The sequence below is a fragment of the Enterococcus sp. 12F9_DIV0723 genome (genome assembly GCF_002174375.1).
Taxonomy (GTDB): Bacteria; Bacillota; Bacilli; order Lactobacillales; family Enterococcaceae; genus Enterococcus_A; species Enterococcus_A gilvus.
Genome location: NZ_NIBK01000001.1, coordinates 735,049 through 759,654 on the forward strand (window position 1 = coordinate 735,049; position 24,606 = coordinate 759,654).

The 24,606-nt window shown below is 42.8% G+C and carries 23 protein-coding genes and 2 tRNA genes; 20 read left to right on the forward strand and 5 right to left on the reverse strand.

The genetic code is table 11. From position 1 onward, the window contains the following. Nucleotides 1–10 precede the first annotated feature (10 nt). From A5868_RS03585 to A5868_RS03595, 3 genes are read left to right on the forward strand one after another with little or no spacing between them, the layout of a single operon-like run. On the forward strand, nt 11–1,183 hold the full coding sequence (locus tag A5868_RS03585) for an SIS domain-containing protein (RefSeq protein ID WP_086305481.1): 1,173 nt from the start codon (nt 11–13) through the stop codon (nt 1,181–1,183). Between the two features lie 21 nt (nt 1,184–1,204). After that, complete coding sequence (lacD, locus tag A5868_RS03590; RefSeq protein WP_086305482.1) at nt 1,205–2,212, forward strand: tagatose-bisphosphate aldolase; 1,008 nt, start codon at nt 1,205–1,207, stop codon at nt 2,210–2,212. Nucleotides 2,213–2,223: 11 nt separating this feature from the next. Next, nucleotides 2,224–3,165 carry a hexose kinase gene (locus A5868_RS03595; RefSeq protein ID WP_086305483.1) on the forward strand — a complete coding sequence of 314 codons (942 nt, stop codon included), beginning with the start codon at nt 2,224–2,226 and terminating at the stop codon, nt 3,163–3,165. A gap of 14 nt (nt 3,166–3,179) precedes the next feature. On the opposite strand, the gene A5868_RS03600 is transcribed toward A5868_RS03595, so the two are convergent. Further along, a complete protein-coding gene (locus tag A5868_RS03600) occupies nt 3,180–3,890 on the reverse strand; it encodes a GntR family transcriptional regulator (protein WP_086305484.1) in 711 nt (236 codons plus the stop codon). A 170-nt stretch (nt 3,891–4,060) separates the two neighbouring features. On the opposite strand from A5868_RS03600, the gene A5868_RS03605 reads away from it, so the two are divergent. The 5 genes from A5868_RS03605 to A5868_RS03625 are packed head-to-tail and all read left to right on the forward strand — an operon-like array spanning nt 4,061 to nt 8,468. Continuing rightward, nucleotides 4,061–5,833, forward strand: coding sequence for a glycoside hydrolase family 35 protein (locus A5868_RS03605; RefSeq protein WP_086305485.1), 1,773 nt, complete (start codon nt 4,061–4,063; stop codon nt 5,831–5,833). Between the two features lie 21 nt (nt 5,834–5,854). Next, nucleotides 5,855–6,334, forward strand: a complete 480-nt coding sequence (locus A5868_RS03610; protein WP_010781630.1) for a PTS system mannose/fructose/N-acetylgalactosamine-transporter subunit IIB — start codon at nt 5,855–5,857, stop codon at nt 6,332–6,334. 11 nt (nt 6,335–6,345) lie between these two features. Continuing rightward, nucleotides 6,346–7,245, forward strand: coding sequence for a PTS mannose/fructose/sorbose/N-acetylgalactosamine transporter subunit IIC (locus tag A5868_RS03615; RefSeq protein ID WP_010781629.1), 900 nt, complete (start codon nt 6,346–6,348; stop codon nt 7,243–7,245). Further along, nucleotides 7,232–8,041, forward strand: coding sequence for a PTS system mannose/fructose/sorbose family transporter subunit IID (locus A5868_RS03620; protein ID WP_010781628.1), 810 nt, complete (start codon nt 7,232–7,234; stop codon nt 8,039–8,041). The genes A5868_RS03615 and A5868_RS03620 overlap by 14 nt, the downstream gene beginning before the upstream one ends. A 25-nt stretch (nt 8,042–8,066) precedes the next feature. After that, nucleotides 8,067–8,468, forward strand: a complete 402-nt coding sequence (locus A5868_RS03625; protein ID WP_010781627.1) for a PTS sugar transporter subunit IIA — start codon at nt 8,067–8,069, stop codon at nt 8,466–8,468. A 128-nt stretch (nt 8,469–8,596) separates the two neighbouring features. On the opposite strand, the gene A5868_RS03630 is transcribed toward A5868_RS03625, so the two are convergent. Both A5868_RS03630 and A5868_RS03635 read right to left on the reverse strand, forming a co-directional pair. Next, a tRNA-Thr gene (locus A5868_RS03630) sits at nt 8,597–8,669 on the reverse strand. 114 nt (nt 8,670–8,783) lie between these two features. Further along, nucleotides 8,784–9,950, reverse strand: a complete 1,167-nt coding sequence (locus A5868_RS03635) for a serine hydrolase domain-containing protein (RefSeq protein WP_086305486.1) — start codon at nt 9,948–9,950, stop codon at nt 8,784–8,786. Nucleotides 9,951–10,076: 126 nt separating this feature from the next. Here A5868_RS03635 and A5868_RS03640 point away from each other — a divergent pair. The 6 genes from A5868_RS03640 to A5868_RS03665 all read left to right on the forward strand — a co-directional run bounded on the left by A5868_RS03640 (nt 10,077) and on the right by A5868_RS03665 (nt 15,281). Beyond that, nucleotides 10,077–10,150: transfer RNA gene (locus tag A5868_RS03640), tRNA-Asn, on the forward strand. Between the two features lie 179 nt (nt 10,151–10,329). Next, entirely contained in the window at nt 10,330–11,301 is a 972-nt protein-coding gene (locus A5868_RS03645; protein WP_086305487.1) for an acyltransferase family protein, read from the forward strand. 57 nt (nt 11,302–11,358) lie between these two features. Then, nucleotides 11,359–12,687, forward strand: a complete 1,329-nt coding sequence (locus A5868_RS03650) for an aminopeptidase C (RefSeq protein ID WP_086305488.1) — start codon at nt 11,359–11,361, stop codon at nt 12,685–12,687. A gap of 224 nt (nt 12,688–12,911) precedes the next feature. Further along, complete coding sequence (locus tag A5868_RS03655; RefSeq protein ID WP_086305489.1) at nt 12,912–13,697, forward strand: tyrosine-protein phosphatase; 786 nt, start codon at nt 12,912–12,914, stop codon at nt 13,695–13,697. Nucleotides 13,698–13,709: 12 nt separating this feature from the next. Next, the gene (locus tag A5868_RS03660) at nt 13,710–14,543 is read left to right on the forward strand and encodes a fructosamine kinase family protein (protein ID WP_086305490.1); all 834 of its coding nucleotides are present in this window, start codon (nt 13,710–13,712) and stop codon (nt 14,541–14,543) included. Beyond that, nucleotides 14,544–15,281: an acyl-[acyl-carrier-protein] thioesterase gene (locus A5868_RS03665; RefSeq protein WP_010781621.1), complete on the forward strand. Its 738-nt coding sequence runs from the start codon at nt 14,544–14,546 to the stop codon at nt 15,279–15,281. A gap of 30 nt (nt 15,282–15,311) precedes the next feature. On the opposite strand, the gene A5868_RS03670 is transcribed toward A5868_RS03665, so the two are convergent. Beyond that, nucleotides 15,312–16,286: an asparaginase gene (locus A5868_RS03670; RefSeq protein WP_010781620.1), complete on the reverse strand. Its 975-nt coding sequence runs from the start codon at nt 16,284–16,286 to the stop codon at nt 15,312–15,314. 89 nt (nt 16,287–16,375) lie between these two features. Here A5868_RS03670 and A5868_RS03675 point away from each other — a divergent pair, with 89 nt between their 5' ends. Genes A5868_RS03675 through A5868_RS03685 form a run of 3 tightly spaced genes read left to right on the forward strand, consistent with a single transcriptional unit; the run spans nt 16,376 to nt 18,621 of the window. Further along, the gene (locus A5868_RS03675; protein WP_086305491.1) at nt 16,376–17,206 is read left to right on the forward strand and encodes a DUF72 domain-containing protein; all 831 of its coding nucleotides are present in this window, start codon (nt 16,376–16,378) and stop codon (nt 17,204–17,206) included. A 13-nt stretch (nt 17,207–17,219) separates the two neighbouring features. After that, entirely contained in the window at nt 17,220–18,056 is an 837-nt protein-coding gene (locus tag A5868_RS03680; protein WP_086305492.1) for a Cof-type HAD-IIB family hydrolase, read from the forward strand. A gap of 52 nt (nt 18,057–18,108) precedes the next feature. After that, nucleotides 18,109–18,621 carry an HAD family hydrolase gene (locus A5868_RS03685; protein WP_086305493.1) on the forward strand — a complete coding sequence of 171 codons (513 nt, stop codon included), beginning with the start codon at nt 18,109–18,111 and terminating at the stop codon, nt 18,619–18,621. Between the two features lie 22 nt (nt 18,622–18,643). Here the strand turns inward: A5868_RS03685 and A5868_RS03690 are convergent, their stop codons facing one another. Beyond that, on the reverse strand, nt 18,644–19,996 hold the full coding sequence (locus A5868_RS03690; protein ID WP_086305494.1) for an aspartate kinase: 1,353 nt from the start codon (nt 19,994–19,996) through the stop codon (nt 18,644–18,646). Nucleotides 19,997–20,313: 317 nt separating this feature from the next. On the opposite strand from A5868_RS03690, the gene A5868_RS03695 reads away from it, so the two are divergent. The 3 genes from A5868_RS03695 (at nt 20,314) to thiI (ending at nt 24,592) form a co-directional block, all read left to right on the forward strand. Continuing rightward, nucleotides 20,314–22,035, forward strand: a complete 1,722-nt coding sequence (locus tag A5868_RS03695) for a septation ring formation regulator EzrA (protein ID WP_010781615.1) — start codon at nt 20,314–20,316, stop codon at nt 22,033–22,035. A gap of 172 nt (nt 22,036–22,207) precedes the next feature. After that, nucleotides 22,208–23,350 (forward strand): cysteine desulfurase family protein, encoded by a 1,143-nt coding sequence (locus tag A5868_RS03700; protein ID WP_010781614.1) that lies wholly within the window; start codon nt 22,208–22,210, stop codon nt 23,348–23,350. A 33-nt stretch (nt 23,351–23,383) separates the two neighbouring features. Further along, nucleotides 23,384–24,592, forward strand: coding sequence for a tRNA uracil 4-sulfurtransferase ThiI (gene thiI, locus A5868_RS03705; RefSeq protein ID WP_010781613.1), 1,209 nt, complete (start codon nt 23,384–23,386; stop codon nt 24,590–24,592). The last annotated feature ends 14 nt before the right edge of the window (nt 24,593–24,606 follow it).

The window sequence follows — 24,606 nt, forward strand, 5'->3', positions numbered from 1 at the left end:
GAATGAATCGATGTTTACAGTAGAAAAAGACAAATTGGAACAGATGGGTGCTGAGATCACGACACGTGAGATTCGCCAGCAGCCAGAGCTTTGGGAGGAGACCCTTCACCTCTATCAGGAGGCGCAAGCCGCGTTAGAAGAATTTCTTGCCGCAGTAAAAGAAAACGCTCAAGGGAAACGAACACGAGTGATCTTCACTGGTGCAGGGACTTCCCAATATGTCGGTGACACCGTGGTTCCTTACCTGCGGAAACATGGCAATGTCCAAGACTTCAGCTTTGAAAGCATCGGCACCACCGATATCGTGGCAGAGCCGTTGGAATATTTGATCAAAGAAGAGCCGACGTTGCTTGTGTCCTTTGCCAGAAGCGGGAACAGTCCTGAAAGCTTGGCGGCTGTTGAAATCGCTGATCAAGTGGTCGATACGATCCATTATTTAGCGATCACCTGTGCCGAAGAAGGAAAGCTGGCTCAGCTCAGCGAAGAAGCAGAGAACAGCTTCTTATTCTTGATGCCTGAACGCTCAAATGATGACGGCTTCGCCATGACAGGCAGCTTTTCTTGTATGACCCTTGGCGCCTTGCTGACCTTTGACCAAACCGCATTATCCGAGAAAAAAACGTATGTCCAAGCCTTGAGCCGCATGGGGAGTGAAGTGATCGCTCGTGAAGAGGAGCTCGCGACCCTTGTCGGACTCGAGTTCGATCGAATCGTTTACGTTGGTTCTGGAAGTCTCGCTGGTTTGACCCGCGAAGCGCAGTTGAAAATACTAGAATTGACAGCTGGAAAAATCGCGACTGTTTTTGATTCTTCCATGGGCTTTCGTCATGGACCAAAATCCTTCATCAATGAAAAGACGCTGATGTTCGGTTTTGTGAATAATGATCCCTATACACGCGACTATGACTTGGATGTCTTAGAGGAAGTACATGGAGATGAAATCGCTATCAGTGTATTAGCCATCACGCAGCCTGGAGAGCGGAATTTCTCAGGTGACAAATTTGAGTTTGCTTCTGCGGCAGAACGCTTGCCGGATGGGTATCTAGCGTTAGGCTATATCATGGTGGCCCAGACGGTCGCACTATTGACCTCTGTCAAAGTAGCGAACAAACCGGATACACCATCGCCTACAGGAACTGTGAATCGTGTGGTAAAAGGCGTTACGATCCATGAATACAAGTAGAGAAGAACGGGGAGGAAAACGATGCTTACACTGACCAAAGGGAAAAAGGCGGCAATGGACCGCTTATCAACAAAAGAGGGCGTAATCAGCGCGTTGGCGATCGATCAACGCGGCGCTCTAAAGAAAATGATCAAGGCATTAGACGTAGAACCAACAGATGCACACATTGAAGCATTTAAGGCGTTGGTTTCCAGTGAACTGACTCCGTATGCGTCCTCGATCCTTCTAGATCCTGAATACGGATTGACCGCTGCAAAGGCTCGCTATAAAGATGCCGGCTTGCTGCTGGCCTATGAAAAAACAGGCTACGACGCAGAAACACCCGGCCGTTTGCCGGATTTATTGTCGGACTGGTCGGTTTTACGGCTGAAAGAGCAAGGGGCCGATGCGATAAAATTCTTGCTTTACTATGACATTGATGAAGACGCAGCCATCAACCAGCAAAAGCACCGGTTCATTGAACGCTTAGGCAGTGAGTGCGCGCAAGAGGACATACCTTTTTACTTAGAATTGGTCTCTTATGACGCACAAAATGAAGATGCCGGATCACTGGCTTATGCAAAAATCAAGCCTCATAAAGTCAATGAGATGATGAAGGAATTTTCAAAGCCGCAATACAAGGTAGACGTATTGAAAGTCGAAGTGCCTGTCAATATGAACTACGTTGAAGGCTATGGAACAGGCGAGACGGCCTATTCTAAGGAAGAAGCCGCAAACTACTTCCTTGAACAAAGCCAAGCAACAGACTTGCCATTTATTTTCTTAAGTGCGGGCGTATCAACCGAATTGTTCCAGCAGACCTTAGTCTTCGCTAAAGAAGCGGGATCGACCTTCAACGGGGTACTTTGCGGACGTGCGACTTGGAAAAATGGGGTCAAGCCGTTCATCGAAGCTGGGGAGTCAGCAGCGCGGGAATGGTTAGAGACCGAAGGCAGAGAAAATATCGAAAGCCTAAACACGGTCCTCGCTCAGACTGCCAGCTCTTGGCATGACAAAGTGCAGCTTGCCGAAGAAGCATTCGTGAAATAGGAGGAAGTCTCGTGATAGTAACGGTAACGATGAATCCCTCGATCGACATTTCCTATCCTTTATCGTCTTTGGCGATCGATACAGTCAACCGTACGGATCAAGTAACTAAAACCGCTGGCGGAAAAGGACTGAACGTGACGCGTGTCATCCATGATCTAGGCGGCGATGTGGTAGCTACAGGTGTGCTGGGCGGGTTTCACGGCGCCTATATTTCCGAAGAACTCAACAAAGCCGGTATTAAGCAAGCCTTCACTTCGATCAAAGAGGAAAGTCGCGATTCCATTGCGATTTTACATGAGGGCAATCAGACAGAAATCTTAGAATCAGGACCGACCGTCTCAAGTGAAGAACAGACCACCTTTTTTGAAACAATCACCGCACTGCTTCAGCAAGCGGATATCGTGACCATCTCCGGTAGTCTGGCGAAGGGGTTGCCGACTGATTTTTATCAAAAACTGGTTCAAGCTGCCCATACTGAAAAGGCACACGTCCTGTTGGATACCTCTGGCAAGAGCCTAATCAGTGTACTAGAAGGCACAGCAAAACCATTCCTGATCAAACCAAATCTGGAAGAATTAGAGGCTTTGCTGGGACAACGGTTTTCCTTGTCAGAAATGGAGACACTCCAAAACGCCCTTTCACAGCCATTGTTCGAAGGCATCGAGTGGATCGTCGTTTCTTTAGGAAAGGCAGGAGCAATCGCAAAGCATCAAGAGGCGTATTACCGCGTCACGATCCCTGAAATAAAAGTGGTCAATCCTGTAGGGTCTGGGGATGCTACCATTGCGGGCTTTGCCTATGGCTTGTCCCAAGGAAAGACCTCTGAAGACCTGTTGAAGCTAAGTATGGCCGCTGGCATGGCGAATGCCCAGGAAAAGCAGACTGGGCACGTGGATCCAGCCAATGTCGCCGCTCATTTTAACAACATCAACGTAAAAAAGATCGAGCGCTAGCTCGATCTTACGGATCAAAGATTTTTAGAAACAAGTTCAATCTTGTAGAAATTCCATTTTTTATAGGACTCGACATACTCTAGAACCTGTTGCGTGTCTTTCCGTTTTGTTACTCGGATTTGCAGGACGGTCGGTTCATTGGTCGAAATGTGTAGTTTTTCCGCTTCCGCAAGAGGCGTGGGGAATTTGATTTCATTTGTTTCTGTAAAATCTTCTTCATTCATATGGATGTTGTAATCTAGCTTAAATCGTTGATAGATCGAATTGTAGTAGCTTAAATCTGGAAAATTTGAGTTCACATATTGCTCCGGCAGATAGGTCCGCTGATAGATATATGGGACATCCTCGGTATTGCGAAGACGTTCGATACAGTAATAGTAGGCCTTATCCGGCAGCTCCAGCTTACTCAAAAACCGAGGGTCATTCCCACGTTGGATCGATAAGACCTCGACGTGATCATTGCAGATAGGGAATAGCTCGATATCGGAAAATTCTACTAATTTTCCCTTCCGTGCTCTTGAGACGAAAGAGCCGCGACCTTGATGACGAATAATGAATCCGTCCTTAACTAAATCGTTCAACGCACGGATGACGGTGATCGAGCTGACTTTGAATATGTCTGCCAACTCGGCTTCCGTATAAAATTTGTCGCCATTTTCAAATTTTCCAGAAATAATTTGCTGCTTAAGCTCATCTTTTATGATTTGATATTTTGGGATTGCCATACGATTCCTCCAAAAAATGAATAGGGACTAAACATTTCATTAAACTCTTTTCATTTCCCTTTATGGGTTGATTTTAACATATCGTGTAGGATTAGAAACTATTTGACTTTGGATTTAAAATAATTTAATATATTAATATAATAAAAACGCTTTCATTGAGGGGTGAGTTTTTGACGACATTTGAAATTACAGAAGATTTTTTGCTTGATGGCAAGCCTTTTAAGATTTTATCTGGAGCGATCCATTATTTCCGGGTAGAGCCTTCAGATTGGTACCATTCACTTTATAACTTGAAGGCTCTGGGCTTCAATACGGTAGAGACCTATGTACCGTGGAATATGCACGAACCTAAAAAAGGCGCCTTTCGATTTGATGGAATTCTAGACTTGGAGCGATTTTTAACGATTGCTCAAGAGTTAGGGCTGTACGCGATCGTTCGACCCTCTCCTTATATTTGTGCAGAATGGGAATTTGGCGGATTTCCAGCATGGCTGCTAAACGAACCCATTCGCCTCCGAACAAATGAACCCGCTTACTTGGCTCATGTGGCGGAGTATTACGACGTATTGATGAGCAAGATCGTTCCTCATCAGCTGTCAAATGGCGGGAATGTTTTGATGATCCAAATCGAAAATGAGTATGGGTCTTACGGGGAAGAAAAAGCGTATTTACGTTCAATCAAAGAGTTGATGATCGAACGAGGGATCACAGCGCCTTTCTTCACATCCGATGGGCCGTGGCGAGCGACCTTGAGAGCAGGCAGCATGATCGAAGAAGGCATTCTCGTGACTGGAAATTTTGGTTCCAAGGCAAAAGAAAATTTCGCTTCGATGCAGCGCTTTTTCGAAGAACATGAGAAGAAATGGCCGTTGATGTGTATGGAATTTTGGGATGGCTGGTTCAATCGCTGGAACGAGCCGATCATTCAACGGGACCCGCAGGAATTGGCTGAGGCAGTGAGAGAGGTTCTGGCCCAAGGCAGTATCAACCTGTACATGTTCCATGGAGGAACGAACTTCGGCTTCATGAATGGATGCTCCGCCCGCGGTGTGATCGATCTCCCGCAAATCACTTCTTATGATTACGGAGCTCCGCTTAACGAACAGGGAAATCCAACAGAAAAATACTACGCGTTGCAAAAAATGATCCATGAAAACTATCCAGAGATTCAGCAATTGAAACCCTTGATCAAGCAAACGATCGAAAAAAGACCTATTCCATTAGCGAACAAGGTCAGCCTCTTTGCGACACTGGATACGATCAGCGAACCTGTTCAAGCAACCTATCCCCAAACAATGGAGCAATTGGGACAAAACACAGGCTACCTGCTTTATCGAACGATGATCGAGAAAGATGCAGAAGAAGAACGTTTGAGAGTGATTGATGGACGTGACCGCAGTCAATTGTTTTTAAATGGAGAATGGAAGGCGACGCAATATCAAACGGAGATCGGGGAAGACATTCAAGTTTCTATGGCTCAGGAAAACAATCAGTTAGATCTCTTGATTGAGAATATGGGCCGAGTCAATTATGGACACAAACTCTTCGCGGATACCCAGAAAAAAGGCATTCGCACTGGTGTAATGGCAGATCTGCACTTTTTAACCGATTGGACGCACTATAGCCTGCCGTTGGATTCTTGTGAAGCGGTCGATTATTCGAGAGAATGGCAACCCAGTCAACCAAGTTTTTACAGGTACACCTTCGAGTTGGATGAACTAGAAGACACGTTCATTGATTTAGAAAAATTCGGCAAAGGGGTCGTTTTTGTGAATCAAGTGAATATCGGGCGCTTCTGGGAAGTTGGGCCGACAGTGTCGCTGTACATTCCTAAGGGATTCTTAAAAGAAGGAATGAATGAAATCGTTATTTTTGAAACAGAAGGCACCTATGAACCAGAGATACGTTTAGTAAAAGAACCACTATATAAAGATATGAAATAAAGACACGAAAGAGGGATAAGTATGAGCATTATCGGAGTACGAATTGACGGACGCTTGATTCACGGACAGGTAGCAAATTTATGGACGACGAAATTAAATATTTCGCGCATCATGGTGGTTGACGATGAGGTCGCACAAAACGACATTGAAAAAAGCGGGTTGAAATTAGCTACACCAGCCGGCGTTCGTCTGAGCGTGTTACCAATTGAAAAGGCAGCAACTAATATTTTAGCAGGTAAGTATGATTCCCAACGTCTATTGATCATCGCGCGTAAACCCGATCGTTTATTGAAATTAGTAGAGCTGGGTGTACCGATCGAAGAAATCAATGTTGGGAACATGTCTCAAACGGAAGAAACGCGTTCGATCACGAAATCAATCAATGTGGTGGATCAAGACGTGGACGTATTCAACCAGTTGAATGCCAAAGGTGTACGCTTGATCGCACAAATGGTCCCAAGTGACAAAGCAGAAGACTTTATGAGTCTTTTAGCGAAATAGGAGGAAGAATGATGGATATCTTATGGTGGCAGATCTTATTATTAACATTATATGCAGGGTATCAAATTTTGGATGAATTACAGATTTATTCTTCATTAAGTGCACCTGTTTTTGCTGGATTGTTCGCCGGATTAGTGATGGGGGACTTGAAAGCTGGACTTATTATTGGTGGTAGTATGCAGTTGACCGTACTTGGTGTAGGAACATTTGGCGGAGCTTCTAAAATCGATGCCAACTCTGGAACGATCTTGGCAACGGCTTTCTCAGTTGCGTTAGGGATGAATCCAGAGCAGGCGATTGCGGCAATCGCTGTTCCTGTTGCCAGCTTGATGATTCAGTTGGACATCTTGGCGCGTTTTGCGAATACGTATTTTGCCCATCGAATCGACAAATTGGTGGAAGATATGAATTACAAGGGCATTGAACGGAATTTCCTAATGGGTGCGATTCCGTGGTCTTTCTCTCGGATGATCCCAGTTTTCCTAGCATTGGCTTTTGGTGGCGGACTTGTCGAAAAAGTAGTGGCTGTTCTAAATGGCGATCTGAAGTGGCTGGGTGATGGATTATCTGTCGCTGGGGCGGTGTTACCGGCTGTCGGGTTTGCTATTTTACTTCGCTACTTGCCAGTGAAAAAACATTTTCCTTATTTGATTCTAGGCTTCACTTTGACCGCTTTGTTGGGTACTGTATTTACGAATATGCAAGTATTGGGTACCGGCGTAGCGAGTGTCGTGAAAAACTTTGAGGGCGTCTTCAATTCATTGCCAATGTTAGCAGTAGCCTTGATCGGGTTTGCTTTAGCAGCGATCAGCTATAAAAATGGGCAAATGATCCCGAATGCGCCAGCACAGAAAAAAGAGGATGCTTCCAATGATTCAGATGAAGGAGAGATCGAAGATGACGAAATCTAATTACAAGTTGACGAAGGAAGATTTTAAACAGATCAATCGCAGAAGCTTGTTCACGTTCCAATTAGGTTGGAACTATGAACGGATGCAAGGCTCAGGATATTTGTATACGATCTTACCGCAATTACGGAAAATTTATGGCGATGATACACCTGAATTAAAAGAAGTAATGAAAACCCATACACAGTTTTTTAACACGTCCAACTTCTTCAATACGATCATTACTGGGATCGATCTAGCGATTGAGGAAAAAGAGGGAATCGGCGGGAAGCAGACAGTTTCAGGGTTGAAGGCCGGGTTGATGGGGCCATTTGCTGCCATTGGAGATTCAATCTTCGCTGCTTTGATCCCTACGATCTTCGGGGCCTTGGCTGCAAATATGGCGATCAATGGAAACCCAACTGGGATATTCATCTGGATCGTTGCACAAATCGCCGTGATGATCTTCCGCTGGAAACAGCTAGAATTTGCTTACCGAGAAGGAATCTCTTTAGTGACAACGATGCAGCATCGCTTGACGGCATTAACGGATGCTGCTACGTTGCTAGGGGTATTCATGGTCGGTGCCTTGGTTGCTACAATGATCAATGTAAAATTCTCTTGGGCACCAAGTATTGGTGACGTTACCTTGAATATGCAAAACAACTTGGATATGATCTTGCCGCGCTTACTACCCGCAGGAATCGTCGGCGGTGTGTATTGGATGCTGGGTAAAAAGAACATGACGTCTACGAAAGCGATCTTTATCGTATTAGTCGTGTGTGTCGCTTTATCTGCATTAGGAGTAATTTCCAAGTAATGATAACTGAACAAGGAGAGTATGTATGAGCAAAGAGCTAGTTTTAATCAGCCATGGATTGTTTTGTGAAGAATTAAAAAAGAGTACGGAAATGATCATGGGACCACAGAAAAGTATCCACACTGTCGGGCTGCTGCCTTCAGAATCAGCAGAAGATTTCCGAACCAAATTTGAAGCAGTGATCGCTGAATTGGATGAGTTCATCGTTTTAGCAGACCTCATGGGAGGAACCCCCTGCAACGTCGTTTCGCGAATGATTTTAGAAGGCCAAGCGATTGACCTATACGCAGGAATGAACATGCCGATGGTAATCGACTTTATCAATAGTGAATTGATTGGAACAGAACTCGCATTAGTCGAAGCTGCCACAAGCAATATTTGTCATGTGAATGAACGAATCAACAGCGACGATGACGAAGACGAGTAACGAATACAAGAGCCAGAGGAATTTTCCTCTGGCTCTTGCTTCGTTACGATTTTTTTATCCAAATGTTCCCTAATCCGAAAGAATGAGCTGCAAAAAAAGAAACCTTGAATATTCAAGGTTTCTAAAAGAGCCACCTGTCGGGCTTGAACCGACGACCTCTTCCTTACCATGGAAACGCTCTACCAGCTGAGCTAAGGCGGCATAGTTATTTAACACAAGATATAGGATAGCGAAGTAACAGTCGTTTGTCAACTACCTAGTCAGAAAAAGAACCTTTGAAAAGGATAACCTGAATTATTTTAAAAGAATCGCCACCTAAGCAGAGGCGGCGATTCTTTTATATAATTGACCCGCGAAATCATTATAGCCTTTTGGCTGATTCCATACATTTGAAAGTAGGATAATTCCGTTTTGGCCATCTTTAGAAAAGTTAGCGACTGCTTCAAAGCGAGCTTTTACCCCCCGAGCATGGTAATACGTCTTCATGTCGTACAATCCGCTCGCATATTTTTCACCGGGATACGTGTACAACAGGTCTGTGCGTTCCTCAGTCGTCAAAAAGTGCGGATCGAAAAGGTTGCGGAAATAATGATAGAGATCACTAGAAGTCATAAAGACATTTCCTGTTCCTAATTCATCGGCATAGGAGGAAGCCGTTGTTGGTGCATAGATAGGATTCCCAACATTTTGAGAATAAGAGAGCGCCTGAGACGTGTTAGAGGCAGAGTAAAAACTGGTCTCACCAAGTCCCATCGGTTCCTTCAATAATTTCTCAAATAAGTGATCATAGTCGCTTTGATAAACCTTTTCTAAAACACCGGCGAGCAGCACATAATTCACCGGTTGATAGGAGTAACTTGCAGTAGGGGCAACAGTTGTTTGTTGGACCGTGGCATTTAGAATTTCTTTAGTATCCGTTGTATTCAATGCATTGATCTTCTTTTCATCGATGCGCAGACCGGAACTCATATTCAACATGTCTTTAATAGAGATGTTGTCACTATTGGGTATTTCGGGGAAAAAGGCGCTGAGTTTTTCATCCATAGTGATTTTTCCCGCTTTGATAGCCTGCATGATCAAATAGGCGGTTTGGCCTTTTTGAACCGAACCAATACAGTATTGGGTATTGATCGTGTTCCGGATTCGTTTTGATTGTTTTTTCCATCCATAGGCTTTATTCAAAATGACTTGCCCATGGTGAAAGACTAGAACAGTCCCGCTAAAGTCTTTTTCTACTAAGGATTGTTCGATACTTGCGGATAAAGTATTTTTAGGTTCAATGGACTGCTGATTGGTAAAAGTCGTTGAAGTTTTCGGCAGAGCCTCAGGGGCGTTCGCCGCCTTTTTTTCTGAGGCTGCCTGCTCTGTACGAACATGTTCAACGTAGATTCCGCTCCCTACAAGAATGAGTGCGAGGAGGAACAGCAAACCAAATTTTATAGATGTTTTTCTTCTTTTTTTTCGATGCAGTCGACGGGGCATAAAAATTCTCCTAGATCCGTTTTATGGGAAAAATTATTTTTTTAAAGGTCCGTATCATACGAGGCGTTTTTTTAAAATTTAGGATTGCACGATACTTCAAAAATTGCTATTATAAAAAAGTATTCTTCCGGCATAGCTCAGTTGGTAGTAGCGCATGACTGTTAATCATGATGTCGTAGGTTCGAGTCCTACTGCCGGAGTCTTAAGAGACGATCATTTGATCGTCTCTATTTTTTTACACCTAAAAAGTGAATTTTATATGAATAAAGTCGTTAAATATGAGGGAAAGATTGAGAAAAAGATGACCTTTTTTTAAAACTCGTTCAATCCTTTTGAACCTGAAAAAAATTCTCGTTATACTGGATGAAGGAGGGATATGATGGAAAAACGCGATGCCTATTTTGACAACGCAAAACTTTTCTTGATGATCTTAGTGGTATTTGGTCATCTTCTTCAACCACTTGCAGATGATCATCCTTTGTACAATGATTTGTACTACTTCATTTTCACGTTCCATATGCCGGCGTTTATTTTGATATCAGGCTATTTTACGAAAAGTGGACCGAAACCGATTATGAATTTAGTAAAAAAATTATTAGTGCCGTATCTATTTTTTCAACTGCTGTATTCAGGATATTATACGCTGATCGGTCTACAGGATTCCTTTAGTTTCGATTTGGGGATTCCTCAGTGGTCGTTATGGTTTCTATTGAGCCTGTTCTGTTGGAATGTTCTGCTTCATTTGACAAATTATTTCTCAGTGAAGCGCATTTTACTTGCCAGTGTAGTGGTAGCGTTGCTGGTCGGGTATTTTCCGATTTTTGACCGCTATTTGGCACTTCAACGAACATTGACTTTTTTCCCTTACTTTATGGCAGGCTATGCACTTCCTAAGTCTTGGATCGAGAAGCTAAAGACCTACCCAAAAAAATGGATCGCTGTTTTATTGTTCGGAGGATTGTTTTTATTCATACAAGGAAATGATTTGATCAACAAATATTGGGTGTTCGGGTCTAAACCCTATGAAGATTATTTGAATCACCCCATTCTTGGTGGACCGCAGCGGCTGCTCTTTTTTGCGGCTGGACTCGTGGGTATTCTCGCCTTTTTATTAGTAGTCCCGAAGAACCGTCATTTTTTCTCTACATGGGGAAAAAACACTCTGACCGTTTATTTGCTCCATGGCTTTTTAGTAAAGGGCTTGCGGGCAATGGATCTGACTATTGAGGCCAACACGATGGCGATCCTCGTATTATTCATCTTCAGTATGCTTGTGACAGTCCTGCTATCAAGCAAGCGAGTCGGTCAATGGATCGAAAAAGGAAAGCAGGTTTTACAGCCGAGTTTGTAAACTAATTGTCTCTTTGCCTCATTAAGCGTAAAATGAGGGGCAAGGAGGCGTTTTTTTATGACAAAAATTACGAACGAACGAACTCAAGCTTTTCGTAAGGCTTTTGAAAAGAATTCTAAACAGATCGCATTACAACGAGGTGTAGTAAAAAATGGGATTCGGGCCTCTGCGGAAAACGTGCAAGCACATGTAGAGAACACCCCGATCTTTTCCATTGATCTTGCGACCGGGAAAGTCGCCAATCAAAAACAATCTGGCCGTTGCTGGATGTTTGCGGCGCTAAATACCTTCCGTCACAAATTATTGACGACATATCAGTTGAAAGACTTTGAACTTTCGCAAAATTACACATTCTTTTGGGATAAATATGAAAAAGCCAATTATTTCTATGAGAATATATTGAACACTGCACAACAGGATGTGACCAGTCGCGAAGTCGCCTTTTTATTACAGACGCCTCAACAAGATGGTGGACAATGGGACATGATCGTGTCACTCTTCCAAAAATACGGAGTCGTGCCAAAAAGCGTGATGCCTGAAAGCAGCAATAGCTCAAATTCTCGGGATTTAAATAATTATTTAAATAAATTATTGCGTAAACATGCCGTACTGTTGCGTCAAATGGTAGTCGAAAAAGCAACTGAAGAAGAGATTCAGGCAAATCGAGAAGCGATGCTGCAAGAAGTCTATAATCTTTTGGCGATCTCACTGGGAACACCGCCTGCTGCTTTCGATTTTGAATACCGCGATGAAGAAAAAAATTATCATCTAGATCAGGACTTAACTCCTAAAAGCTTTTATGAAAAATACATTGATCTGAACTTAGAGGACTATGTAAGTATCATCAATGCGCCAACTGATGACAAACCCTTCATGAAATCCTATACCGTGGATATGTTGGGAAATGTCGTCGATGGTAAAGAAGTGAAGTATTTGAATCTGGAAATGGCTGATTTTAAAGCATTAGCCGTAAAACAATTGGAACAAGGCGAGTCTGTCTGGTTTGGGTGTGATGTGGGACAGTCCTCCACTCGGGACAGCGGCATCATGGCATTGGACGCATATGATGTAGAGGATTTATTTGATGTCGATTTGACCATGACCAAAGCGGAACGATTGGATTACGGGGAAAGCATGATGACGCATGCCATGGTCTTGACGGGTGTGGATATCATTAATGATCAATCTAAAAAATGGAAAGTTGAAAACAGCTGGGGTGAAAAAGTCGGGGATAATGGCTTCTTTGTAATGAGCGATGACTGGATGGATGAGTATACTTATCAAATCGTTGTCCGCAAAGAATTCTTAACACCTGAACAGCTCGCTGCTTTTGAAGCAGAACCAACTGTTCTCGCACCATGGGACCCAATGGGCGCTTTGGCGTAACGAAAGAGGACCTGAAACAATCATTCTTGTTTCAGGTCTTTTTCGATTCTATTTTTTCTATACAAGAGGACCCGAGGAATACGAAGGGCTTCAACGAGTTTGTTCTTACTATAAAAAGCGTTTTCTTTTTCACTGTGCTATACTTTTAGCAAAAAGGATGTTCGTTCTACTATAGTAATGAATGAGAGTAATGAATGAGCACACCTAATGAGGAGAGTGGTTGTATGTCTAAACGTCTATCGGTTCGTCATGCAGAAAATATGCGTGAGTTGGGCGGCTATGAAACAAAAGATGGGCAAAAAATAGCGTATCGGAAATTGATTCGTTCAGCAAGCATCAATCATCTGGATGATCAGGATAAAAATTATTTAAACGCGTATGGGATCAAAAAGGTCATTGATTTTCGTTCGTTAGAAGAACGCGAGACACAGCCGGATCAAGCCATACCAGAAGCGGAAAATATTTTTCTCCCCATTTTTCCAATTGAAGAAACAGAAACGGCCTCTGCTTCGCCGAAAAAAATGATGCATCGAATGCAAAATGGCGAAAATGCGCGCCAACAGATGATCGAGGTGTATACGCATTTTGTAACAGATGCACATGTTCGAGGGCAATACCGTAAATTCTTTGATCTGGCCTTGGACAATAGTGAATCGGAAAAAGGACTGCTGTTCCATTGTACAGCAGGAAAGGACCGCACTGGATTTGCGGCGGCACTGTTATTAAGCAGCTTTGGGGTGGATAATGAAACGATCATGACGGATTATCTAGCCACAAATCGTTATTTAAAAATAGTCGTACAGGAGATGTACGAGAAGGCTGAACTTGCTGGTGTACCTGCGGAAGCTTTGCATGGCATCGAAGATATGATGTCAGCGAAAGAAATTTATTTGCAAACCAGCTTTGAAAAAATCAAGGAACAGTATGGAACGGTAGCAGCATTTATTCATGACGGTATCGGCGTATCAACACAAGAGATCAACGATTTGAAAAAAATCTATTTACTGTGAGGAGTGGATAAAATGGAGGCATTGCTAAATTATTTAAACCTGCATTCAAAAGCTGTACCCATTGGCGGCGGAGATATCAATCAAGCCTACCGCGTCACAGACGGCGATCAGGATTATTTTTTGAAATACCATCCACAAATGACAGCTGATTTTTTTCAAGCAGAGGTCGACGGATTGAAGGAACTGGGGAATGCGGTGCGCGTACCTGAGACCTATCAACACGGAAGTTATGAGGACGCGGCCTTTCTTTTAATGGAATGGATCGAGCCTGGTGAGGGAGATCAAAAGGATCTGGCCCTCGAATTAAGCAAACTTCATGGGATGAAGGCCCTCAATTTTGGGTATAAAAGAAATAATTTTATGGGGCTTCTGCCTCAGATCAATACAAAATCAAAAGATTGGTGGTCCTTTTATTTCGCGAATCGGTTAGAGGTTCAAATCAAAATAGCGAACGAGCGAAATCATTGGACTGCGCAAAGGGAAAAAAATTATCAGTTATTTAAAGAGTGGGTTTATCAAAAATGGGGTACAATGTCTTTTGAACCAACTCTGCTGCATGGAGATTTCTGGAGCGGCAATACCTTTTTTGACATTCACGGGCAGCCCGTCTTTGTCGATCCAGCAGTATCTTATGGTCATCGAGAAATGGATCTAGCCATGTCACAGCTTTTTGGCGGGTTTCGCCAGGAGTTTATTGACAGCTATCAGGAAATTTCACCGATGCGTGCAGGTTGGCAAGATCGACTTGCGGTTTATCAACTGTACTATCTACTCGTTCATCTGAATATTTTTGGTGAGAGTTATGGGAATGCGGTAGATCGTGTTCTAGCTTTAGGAGGAAAGTAATTGGGAAAAAGATACACCATCAATCATGAAGTCGCCTATTACGAGTGCGATATCAATCAAAATATGACGTTTCCAGCGTTGTTAAGTGTGGCAATAAAAGCCTCGTCCGATCAAAGCGATGAGTTGCAGCGAGGAACAGAGTACATCAATACTTTGGGCATCACATGGGTGATCACACAAACGGAGGTAACGATTGATCGATTGCCTCAAGTTGGCGAGCACATCAACATAACGACAGTTCCGACAGAATTCAATCGATTTTTCTGTTATCGGAGCTACTACGTATATGACGAAGCAGGAGAAGAAATCGTAAAAATCAACATGTCATTTGTGTTGATGGACATTGAGAATCGAAAGATGAGCAGTGTGGATGCAGAATTAATGGCTCCTTTTGAGTCTACACCAATCAAAAAGATTCATCGCTGGCCAAAAATCGAAAAGGTCGAAGGAAACCAGAAGCAGCTGTACCATGTTCGCTATTACGATCTTGACAGCAATCATCACGTGAATAATGCCATGTACTTCAATTGGCTGATCGATGTTCTTGGATATGATTTTATGACACAACACGAAGCCAGCTATGTGAATGTCAAATTCGATAAAGAAGTCTTATACGGCAATGACATCGAAAGCTATTATGAAATAGTCGATGGAGAAGAAGTAAAAACGCGCCACGAGATCCGTTTGGGCGATCAACTCGCGTGTGAAGCAAATATTCTATGGCAAAAAAGAAGCTGAATCGATTTTTCGATCCCGCTTCTTTTTTTGTTATTCTTCTAAAAAACGCTTCAGTTCTTTTTTTGAAAGATTCGCGTTCAAAGCAATGAGTAGTTTTAATCTAGCTTTTTGGCTGTTGATCCCATTACAGAAGATCACACCATGCTGTGCCAATTCCACACCGCCGCCATGATAGTCATAAACAGGTTCGGCGATGCCATTGAAGCAGCGCGAAACTAAAACGATGGGCAGTCCTTTTTCCAATAAATGATAAAAAGGCGGTAATGTTTGCGGCGGCAAATTTCCAGCCCCTAAAGCCTCCACAACGATGCCGTCAACAGTAATTCCTTGATCTAATAGTTCAAAGAAATCCCCCTGCATCCCGGCAAAGACTTTAATAATAGGAATCATGGCATCGAAGCTCTCAATGTCATAGCGTGTGGTCGCGGGCAATTCTTGCTTGAAAAGAATTTTTGATTTTGTGACTAATCCGATCGGGCCTAAGGTAGGTGTTCTGAAGGTCGCGACATTCGTCGTATGGGTCTTCGTAACATAACGCGCACTGTGGACCTCGTCGTTCATGACTACCAGCACACCTTTCCCAATAGCGTTCTCTGAAGCAGCTACTCGTATGGCGCACTCGAAATTATAAAGACCGTCACTTCCCAGCTCGTTGATCGAGCGCATGGCACCTGTTAAAATGATCGGCATCCGGTCGCCAATCGTCATTTCTAGAAAATAGGCTGTTTCCTCTAACGTGTCTGTTCCGTGAGTGATAACGACACTATCGAGTCCTTCCTCTTTGGCTGCTTTGATGCGTTCTTTCAATTCAAACATCGTCTCAACAGTGATGTGAGGAGAAGGCAAGTTCGAGAAATCTTCTACAATTAATTCAATATCAGCAGGCAAACGTAATTCCTGGCCGGCTGCTAACAAAGGATTTTTTTTATCTGGACGAACAGCGCCATCCGCATCTTGGCTCATTGAGATCGTTCCGCCTGTGTGCAAAATCAAAATCCGTTTCATTATGATTACTCCATTCATTATTAGCGCATTGTTGCTAATTTTTTGCTAAGCTTATTGTATACTATGAAACAGAAGGAGGCTAGGATTGTATGATTCGAATTGGATTAACTTCTTTTAATGAACACATTAGTTTGACTGGAAAAAAGAACTCGTCCTTGTATGAATACGCCGGCTACTTGCCATTGGTCGAGTTAGACACGAACTATTACGGCATTGCCACGAAAAAGTCTGTCGAAAATTGGTTATCTCAAGTTCCTGAAGAGTTTCGTTTTGTGGTGAAACTGTATTCAGGATTCACAGGACAAAGTAAATGGCAGGATAGTTATCCTTCTATGGCCGCAATGCAGGAGCATTTTTTAGAAACCCTGCAACCGATGATCGAAAGTAAAAAGTTATTTTGCTTTTTAGCGCAATTTCCGGCACAATTTAAGTGTACGAAAGAAAGTGTTGCCTACTTAGAAACGCTGCGGGAGCTCTTTCCAAATTTACCAGTCGCAATCGAGCTGAGAGACTACAGCTGGTATGCCAAAGAGTTTATCGAAAAGACGCATCAGCTCATGCAATCACTAAATTTTAGCCTGGTGATGGTGGATGAGCCGCAATTGCCAGATACAGTACCATTAGATACGACAGTGACAAACAACACCTTCAGCTTGTTCCGATTCCATGGAAGGAACCAAGCCTATTGGAATGATCGCACGGGGGATTGGCGCAAAAAACGCACATTGTACCGTTACAATCAGGCTGAACTGGAATCATTAGGTGAGAAAATCCATCAAGTCGCCCAGAATACGAAGGAAGTTGGCGTTATTTTTAATAACAATTCCGGCGGTGACGCGGCGGAAAATGCGATGCACATAAAAAAGATTCTCAACTTGGAGTATGAGGGACTGAATCCGAGCCAAATCGATTTATTCTAAACGAGGGAGTGCCATGATAAAAGCCATTTTTTTTGATATTGACGGAACATTAATCACAAGTGATTCAAAAGTACTGGATACCACACGTGAAGCGATCCGATTAGCCCAAGAGCAAGGAATATTTTGCGGAGTCGCAACAGGAAGAGGGCCAGTAAAAATCAAAGAAAGAATCGATTATTTGCCATTGGATGTTTTTGTTACCTACAATGGTCAAGCGGTCTATACAAAAGAAAAAGAAATTTATCTTCGTCCATTTTCACCCGAGACATTGCAACGTATCGTTGCATTCGCTGATAGGGAGCACCGTCAGATCATTTTCGGTGGACGTCGGCGAGTAGACGGCAGTCATTTGATGAAGTGGTCGCAAAAATCATTCTTGAAACGAATTGCTGGCTGGATGCCAAAGTGGTTTCCAGTACGATCGACACGAAGGCTGCTGCAATCGTTTAGTCCCAATCGAGAAAAGGGTCGTTATAAAAAACTGACGATCTTACAAGAACCGATCTATCAATGTGTTCTGTTCAGTGCAGAAAATGAGGCTTCTCGATTGAAAGAGTTATTGCCAGATTGTTCTTTTCAGCGATCCAATCCCTATTCTGTTGATATTGTACCCAAGGATGGCTCAAAATATCAGGGGATTCTAGAATTTACTAAAGCTGCGGGCATCAACCTAGACGAAGTGATGGCGTTTGGTGATCATTATAACGACATTGAAATGATTCAAAAGGTTGGGATCGGAGTCGCAATGGGCAATGGGTTGTCTGAAGTGAAAGAGCAAGCGGACTATGTTACTGCTACAAATGAAAAAGACGGCATTTATCAAGCATTGAAACACTTTGAAATTATTTAGGGAAATCATTTCTCTTAATTATATAGTTAATTGGAATAGGGAGTTTTTATATATGAAAGAACCATATCAAATGGCAAGAGAGTTCCACCAGACTTTTGCCCCACAACCGCCGGAGGCCCCAAGAGCATTTACAAAAGATCGGGGAAGTTTTCGGGCAGGTTTTAAGGCGGAAGAAATCGTTGAGTTTTTATATGGTGTCGCTGAAGGAAATGAAGCAGAGTTTGAAGACTTAGTAAAAAAACTTCATGAAAGTGTCGATCAAGCAAAAGAAAAGGTTCTAGCAAAAGCAGAACCAGTGGAAGATGCATTGATTTCGGAAGTCGACGCCTTAACAGATCTATTGTATTTTACATATGGATCATTCGCATTGATCGGTGTAGACCCTCAGCCGATTTTTGAAATTGTTCATCGTGCCAATATGGGGAAACTCTTTCCGGATGGAAAGCCGCGTTACCATCCAGTAACAAATAAAGTGATGAAACCGGAGGATTGGCAGGAAAACTATGCCCCCGAGCCTTTGATCAAAAAAGAATTAGATAGACAAAAAGGAAAAGCCGAAAGTTAACGGCTTTTCCTTTTTTATACTTCTAATCAAAGAACGTGTAGTACAGAGATCGAACAGCGAGGCGTTCGTGCTCACTGCGGATAGTAAAGATGATGCTGCGTTCATCGGCGCCCTGAGAGATCATTCGCAGATTGACATTTTTTCGAGCCAGTGCTGCGGTGCTGTCTGAGGTAATCCCCGGCCGTTCGCGCATTCCTTCACCAACAAGGGCGACTACGGAAAGGCCATGCTCGATGGACAACTGATCGGGTTTGATTTTTTCTTCTATTTGTTTCATTAATTCTGCTTCGATGTCGCGTGTCAATTGACGCTCGCGCAAAATAATGGAGATGTCGTCAATACCAGAGGGCATGTGTTCAAAACCAATATGCAAATCTTCAAGAATTTGCAATATCCGCCGAACGATCCCGACTTCTCTATTCAATAAATATTTACCCACCGTAATCCCGCAAAAGCCGCCGTCACTGGCTACACCAACGACCTCATTGCGACTCTCGTTCTCGAAGTCTTTTTTAATCAAAGTTCCTTGGCATTCCGGATTATTCGTATTTTTTATGATCACGGGGATTTGCGCTTTAAAAGCTGGCATTAAGGCCTCATCATGAAAGACTGTAAATCCAGCGTAAGTGAGTTCGCGAATCTCCCGATACGTCGCACATTGAATCAATTCGGGTGCATGGATATATTTTGGACTTGCTGCAAAGATACCGTCAACATCGGTAAAGTTTTCATATAAATCAGCCTTCAAACCGGCAGCAACGATCGATCCGGTGATATCCGAACCGCCTCGAGAAAAAGTACATAGATGCCCATCACGTGTATATCCAAAAAAGCCGGGAATGATCAAAATTTCTTCCGTTTCCCGCCACTCATAAATCTTTTCGTAGGACTCCTCCAAGATTCGGGCATTTTGTGGTTCATCAGAAACAGTAATACCTAGTTCCTTTGGATTAATGTAGCGCGCCTTCATACCACTTTTGCGGAAACACGCTGCGATTAATTGTGCATTCAGATTTTCTCCACTAGCTAAAAAGCTGTCCAAGGCATAAGGATCTGCTTCATCATAATTTTCTTGCAGTTGTTGCAATTCGTGAGTGAAACGGTGTTCAATATCCTCATCAACGTGAAACTCGGAGGCTATTTCTGTATAGCGAGCAACGATTTCACGGATCAATTTATCTGTTTCTTGTTTATAGGCTACAGCATTGTAAAACTGGATCAATAAGTCGGTGACCTTTTTGTCTTTATTGGTTCGCTTTCCTGGAGCAGAAACCACAACGAAACGACGACGAGTGTCGTCAGAAACGATTGTTAAGACTTTTTTTAGCTGTTCAGCTGAAGCTACAGAGCTTCCGCCAAATTTAATCACTTTCACTTTAATCACCTCTTATTTTAATGTGGTTTTAATATTATCTGAAAAGTTCAACAATTTCAAGGGGATTCGACGCTTTCATGAGCAGAAAACTTTATAAAATTACAACAATCTTAAATTTATAGGAATTGAAGCAGTAATTAAAAAATGCTAGTATGAGGAGTGACTGTGCGATAAACATTTTTGAATGAATTCAAAACTAGCTAGTGAAGAGAAATGTCTTTTGTGTTATAATCTACGTTAGATGTTTTCGCCAAAAAACAGAAAAATAATGAACCATTAAATAAACTGAATCTTGATAGTTGAAAGGAAAATCATACATGGGAAGTAATGTAATCATAGGGATCGTTATCGGCTTAGTCATATTGGCTGCCGTTTTATACTTGATTGGTTATCTGATGAAGAAAAAAAATCAAGAACGCTTAAAAGAACTTGATAAAAGGAAAGAAGCGTTATTCGATCTTCCTGTTGTTGAGGAAGTCGACGAAGTAAAGAAAATGCACTTGGTTGGTCAAAGTCAGAATACTTTCCGTGAATGGAACCAAAAGTGGACGGATGTTTCGACAAAATCTTTTGCTGAACTTGAAAGTCAAATCTTTGAAGTTGAGAGTCAAAATGAAACGTTCCGCTTCATGAAGGGCAAATCAGCGATCGAAAGCGCAGAACGTACGATGACTGATATGGAAGAAGAAGTAGAGAGCATTCGTACTGGGTTAAAGGAATTACGTGAAACAGAAGAACGGAATTCGTTAGCTGTACAGCAAGCGTTAGATGTCTTCGAAGAGCTGAAGAAAGATTTAAAGGAAAAGAAAGACAGTTTTGGTCCTGCGTTACCAGAGATTCAAAAACAGGTCAAAAATGTTGAAATCGAATTTACACAGTTCGTTACGTTAAATACATCGGGCGATCCAATTGAGGCCCGCGAAGTGTTAGACGATGCTGAAAAGCACACCTATGAAGTGCAAGAGACGATGCAGAAAGTTCCTGCAATTTATGAAGATTTAGATAAAACATTCCCAAGTCAGATTGATGAGTTAGAAAAGACGTACAACAAAATGATGCTTGATCACTTCGTTTTACCAGAAGACGATTTCGAAGAACGTTTGGACAAAGTGAAGAAACACGTGGAACGTTCGTTGGAAGATTTGGAAAAAATCGAGTTGGGGACTGTAGAGACCGCCAACAAAGAAACGGCTGAGTTGATCGATGACCTGTACGCGTTGCTGGAAAAAGAATTTGAAGCGAAAAAATATGTTTTGACGAATCGTAAGACGATCGGGGAATACATTGGGCATGCTTCCCGCAACAATCATCAATTAATGGTGGAGTTGGATCATACGTCTCAAAGCTACGCGTTGAACAACAATGAATTAGGTCGTGCACGCGGCTTCCAAACGGAGATCGAAGAATTGGAACGTCGCTACCGCAACATGGAACCACAAATTGATAAGCATGAATTGTCTTATTCAGAGGTTCAAGTATTCTACAAAGATGCGTTTAAAGTATTAGACGACATTGAGACAAAACAAGTTGAAATCGATGACGATTTGCACGATTTAAGAAAAGGCGAGAAAGAAGCCTCTGAGAAAATCGAGAAATACGAATTCCGTCTGCGCAATCTAAAACGGTATGTTGAACAACAACGTTTACCAGGTCTGCCTGGAGATTATCTAGAATTCTTCTTTGTTGCAACAGATCGTGTTGAAGAGTTGAGCAAAGCGTTAAATAAAATTCGCATCAATATGCAAGACATCAATAAATTGGTTAGTCTTTGTGATGAAGACATGGAACTATTAGACCAAAAAACCTATGATCTAGTTGATGCTGCAGCATTGACCGAACAAATGATGCAATACGCAAACCGTTATCGCCATACGCACCCTGAAATCAAGAATGCGATCGATAATAGTTTGGAATTGTTCAATAAAGAGTACCGTTATCAAGATGCTCTTGATGAGATCGGAACAGCACTTGAACGTGTTGAGCCAGGTGCTTTTAAACGAATTGAAGATTTCTATTTCAATAACCGAGATTTAGTTTAAGCTGAGCGTTTGCTCAGCTTTTTTTTGCGCTTAAATAGTTGGAAAACTTGTAGGTAAAATGAGAGGAAGAATCACTAAATGCTTAGGAAAATACTCGTGTTTTCAAGGAACACTTGAAGACTCGCAACATTCTCGCTATAATAGGAAAGAATTTTTGAAGGAAGGTCAGAAAATGATTTATTTTGATAATAGTGCAACGACGGCCATTTATCCGTTGGCACTTGATACATATGTTAAGACCAGTCAACGTATCATGGGCAATCCGTCGAGTCTCCATGATTTAGGAACGCAGGCGACACGATTGCTACAACAGGCACGCAATCAAATCGCTGAACTGCTGCACGTGGAGGCAAAGGAGATTTTCTTTACAAGCGGTGGCACGGAAGGCGACAATTGGGTCCTTAAAGGGACGGCAATTGCAAAAAAAGAGTATGGCAATCACCTAATTATCTCTAGTGTAGAGCATCCAGCAGTCAGCCGCACAGCAGGGCAATTAAAAGAGCTCGGCTTCGAGGTGAGTATTGCACCTGTTGATGAGAAGGGGTTTGTGCAAGTAGACAAGCTTGCTGCATTGATCCGTCCAGAAACAATCTTAGTTTCCGTTATGGGTGTCAACAACGAGATTGGTGCTATTCAACCGATCGAAGCCATCAGTGAAGTATTAGAAAAGTATCCCACCATCCATTTTCACGTAGATGCGGTCCAAGCAATCGGAAAAGTGGACGAAAATAAATGGTTCACGCCTCGGGTCGATTTTGCTACTTTTTCGGCACATAAATTTCACGGACCTCGAGGTGTTGGATTTATTTACTGGAAATCAGGACGAAAATTAGCACCGCTCTTAAATGGTGGCGGACAAGAGAGTGGGCAACGAGCAACCACGGAGAATCTTCCTGCGATCGTAGCCATGAGTCGAGCCTTGCGATTACATCTTGAGAAAAAGGCAGAGAGACCGGATCACACTGCGCTCATTCGCCAGTATTTAAAAGAAGCACTCTCAAGTTATGAGAAAGTAACGGTTTTTTCGGGAAACGAACATTTTGCGCCTCATATTTTGACCTTTGGAATCAAGGGGATTCGCGGGGAAGTTCTTGTGCATGCCCTCGAGGAGAAGCAAATTTTTGTATCCACAACAAGTGCTTGCTCTAGTCGGAAAAAAGTCGACAGTTCGACCTTGCATGCGATGAATGTTCCCCATGATACGGCGACAACGGCGGTTCGTGTAAGCTTGGATGAAGCGAATACGATGGCAGAAGCGGAACAATTCATGGTGGTATTCAACCATCTCTATGAAAAATTTTCAAAAATCAATTAACGGATATGCTTTTATAAATGAAGGAGAATGATCGTGCAATATACTGAGATTATGGTGCGCTACGGCGAGTTATCAACGAAAGGTAAAAATCGCCGCAGCTTTATTATGCGCTTAGCGCAAAATGTTCGGGGGGCATTGGCAGAGTTTCCTAACTTAAAGATTCATGCTGACAGAGACCGGATGCATATCTTGCTAAATGGGGAAGATAGCCATTTGGTGTTACCAAGATTAGAAAAAGTTTTCGGGATTCAAACTTTTTCACCAAGTATTCAAGTAGACAAAAACCTGGATGCTTTGAAGCAAATGACTCAACAAATCATGCAAGAAATTTATACCGGAAAAGAAACATTTAAAATTACGGCAAAACGCAGCGACCACAATTTTGAGTTGGACAGTCACGAGATCCAACAATACCTAGGAGATGCAGTCATGGACGTCTGTCCAGAGATTCGTGCACAGATGAAGCATCCTGATATTAATTTACGTGTTGAAATACGCCGTGACAGTGCCTATCTTTCCTACGAAACGATCAAAGGTGCGGGTGGCTTGCCCGTTGGAACGAGCGGTCGAGGAATGTTGATGCTGTCTGGCGGGATCGATTCTCCTGTTGCTGGGTATTTAGCTATGAAGCGCGGCGTCGAAATTGAGGCGGTTCATTTTGCGAGCCCGCCATATACCAGCGAACAAGCGTTGCAAAAAGCGAAGGATCTTACAGAAAAATTGACACCTTACGTTGGTTGTATTCAGTTTATTGAAGTGCCCTTCACAGAGATTCAAGAAGAAATCAAACAGCATAGTCCGCAAGGCTATTGGATGACTCTGACACGCCGGATGATGCTGCGCGTAACAGACGCCATTCGTGAGATGCGTCATGGGTTAGTGATTGTTAACGGGGAGTCTTTGGGACAAGTAGCCTCACAAACGTTGCATAGTATGGTAGCGATCAACGAGGTGACGGCTACACCAATCATCCGTCCGGTTGTTACGATGGATAAAACGGAGATCATCGAGCTGGCAGAAAAGATCGATACCTTCCAAATTGCTATCCAGCCTTTTGAGGATTGCTGTACGATTTTCGCGCCGCCGCAACCAAAGACGCGACCAAAATTGGATAAGGTTTTGGAATTGGAAGAGCGGTTTGATATTGAAGGGTTGATGGCGCGTTGCTTGGCTGGAATAAAGATCGAAGAAATCACGCCTGAAAAAACAGAAAAAGCAAAAGAATTCGCAGACTTTTTATAGTACGTTGAGCAAGA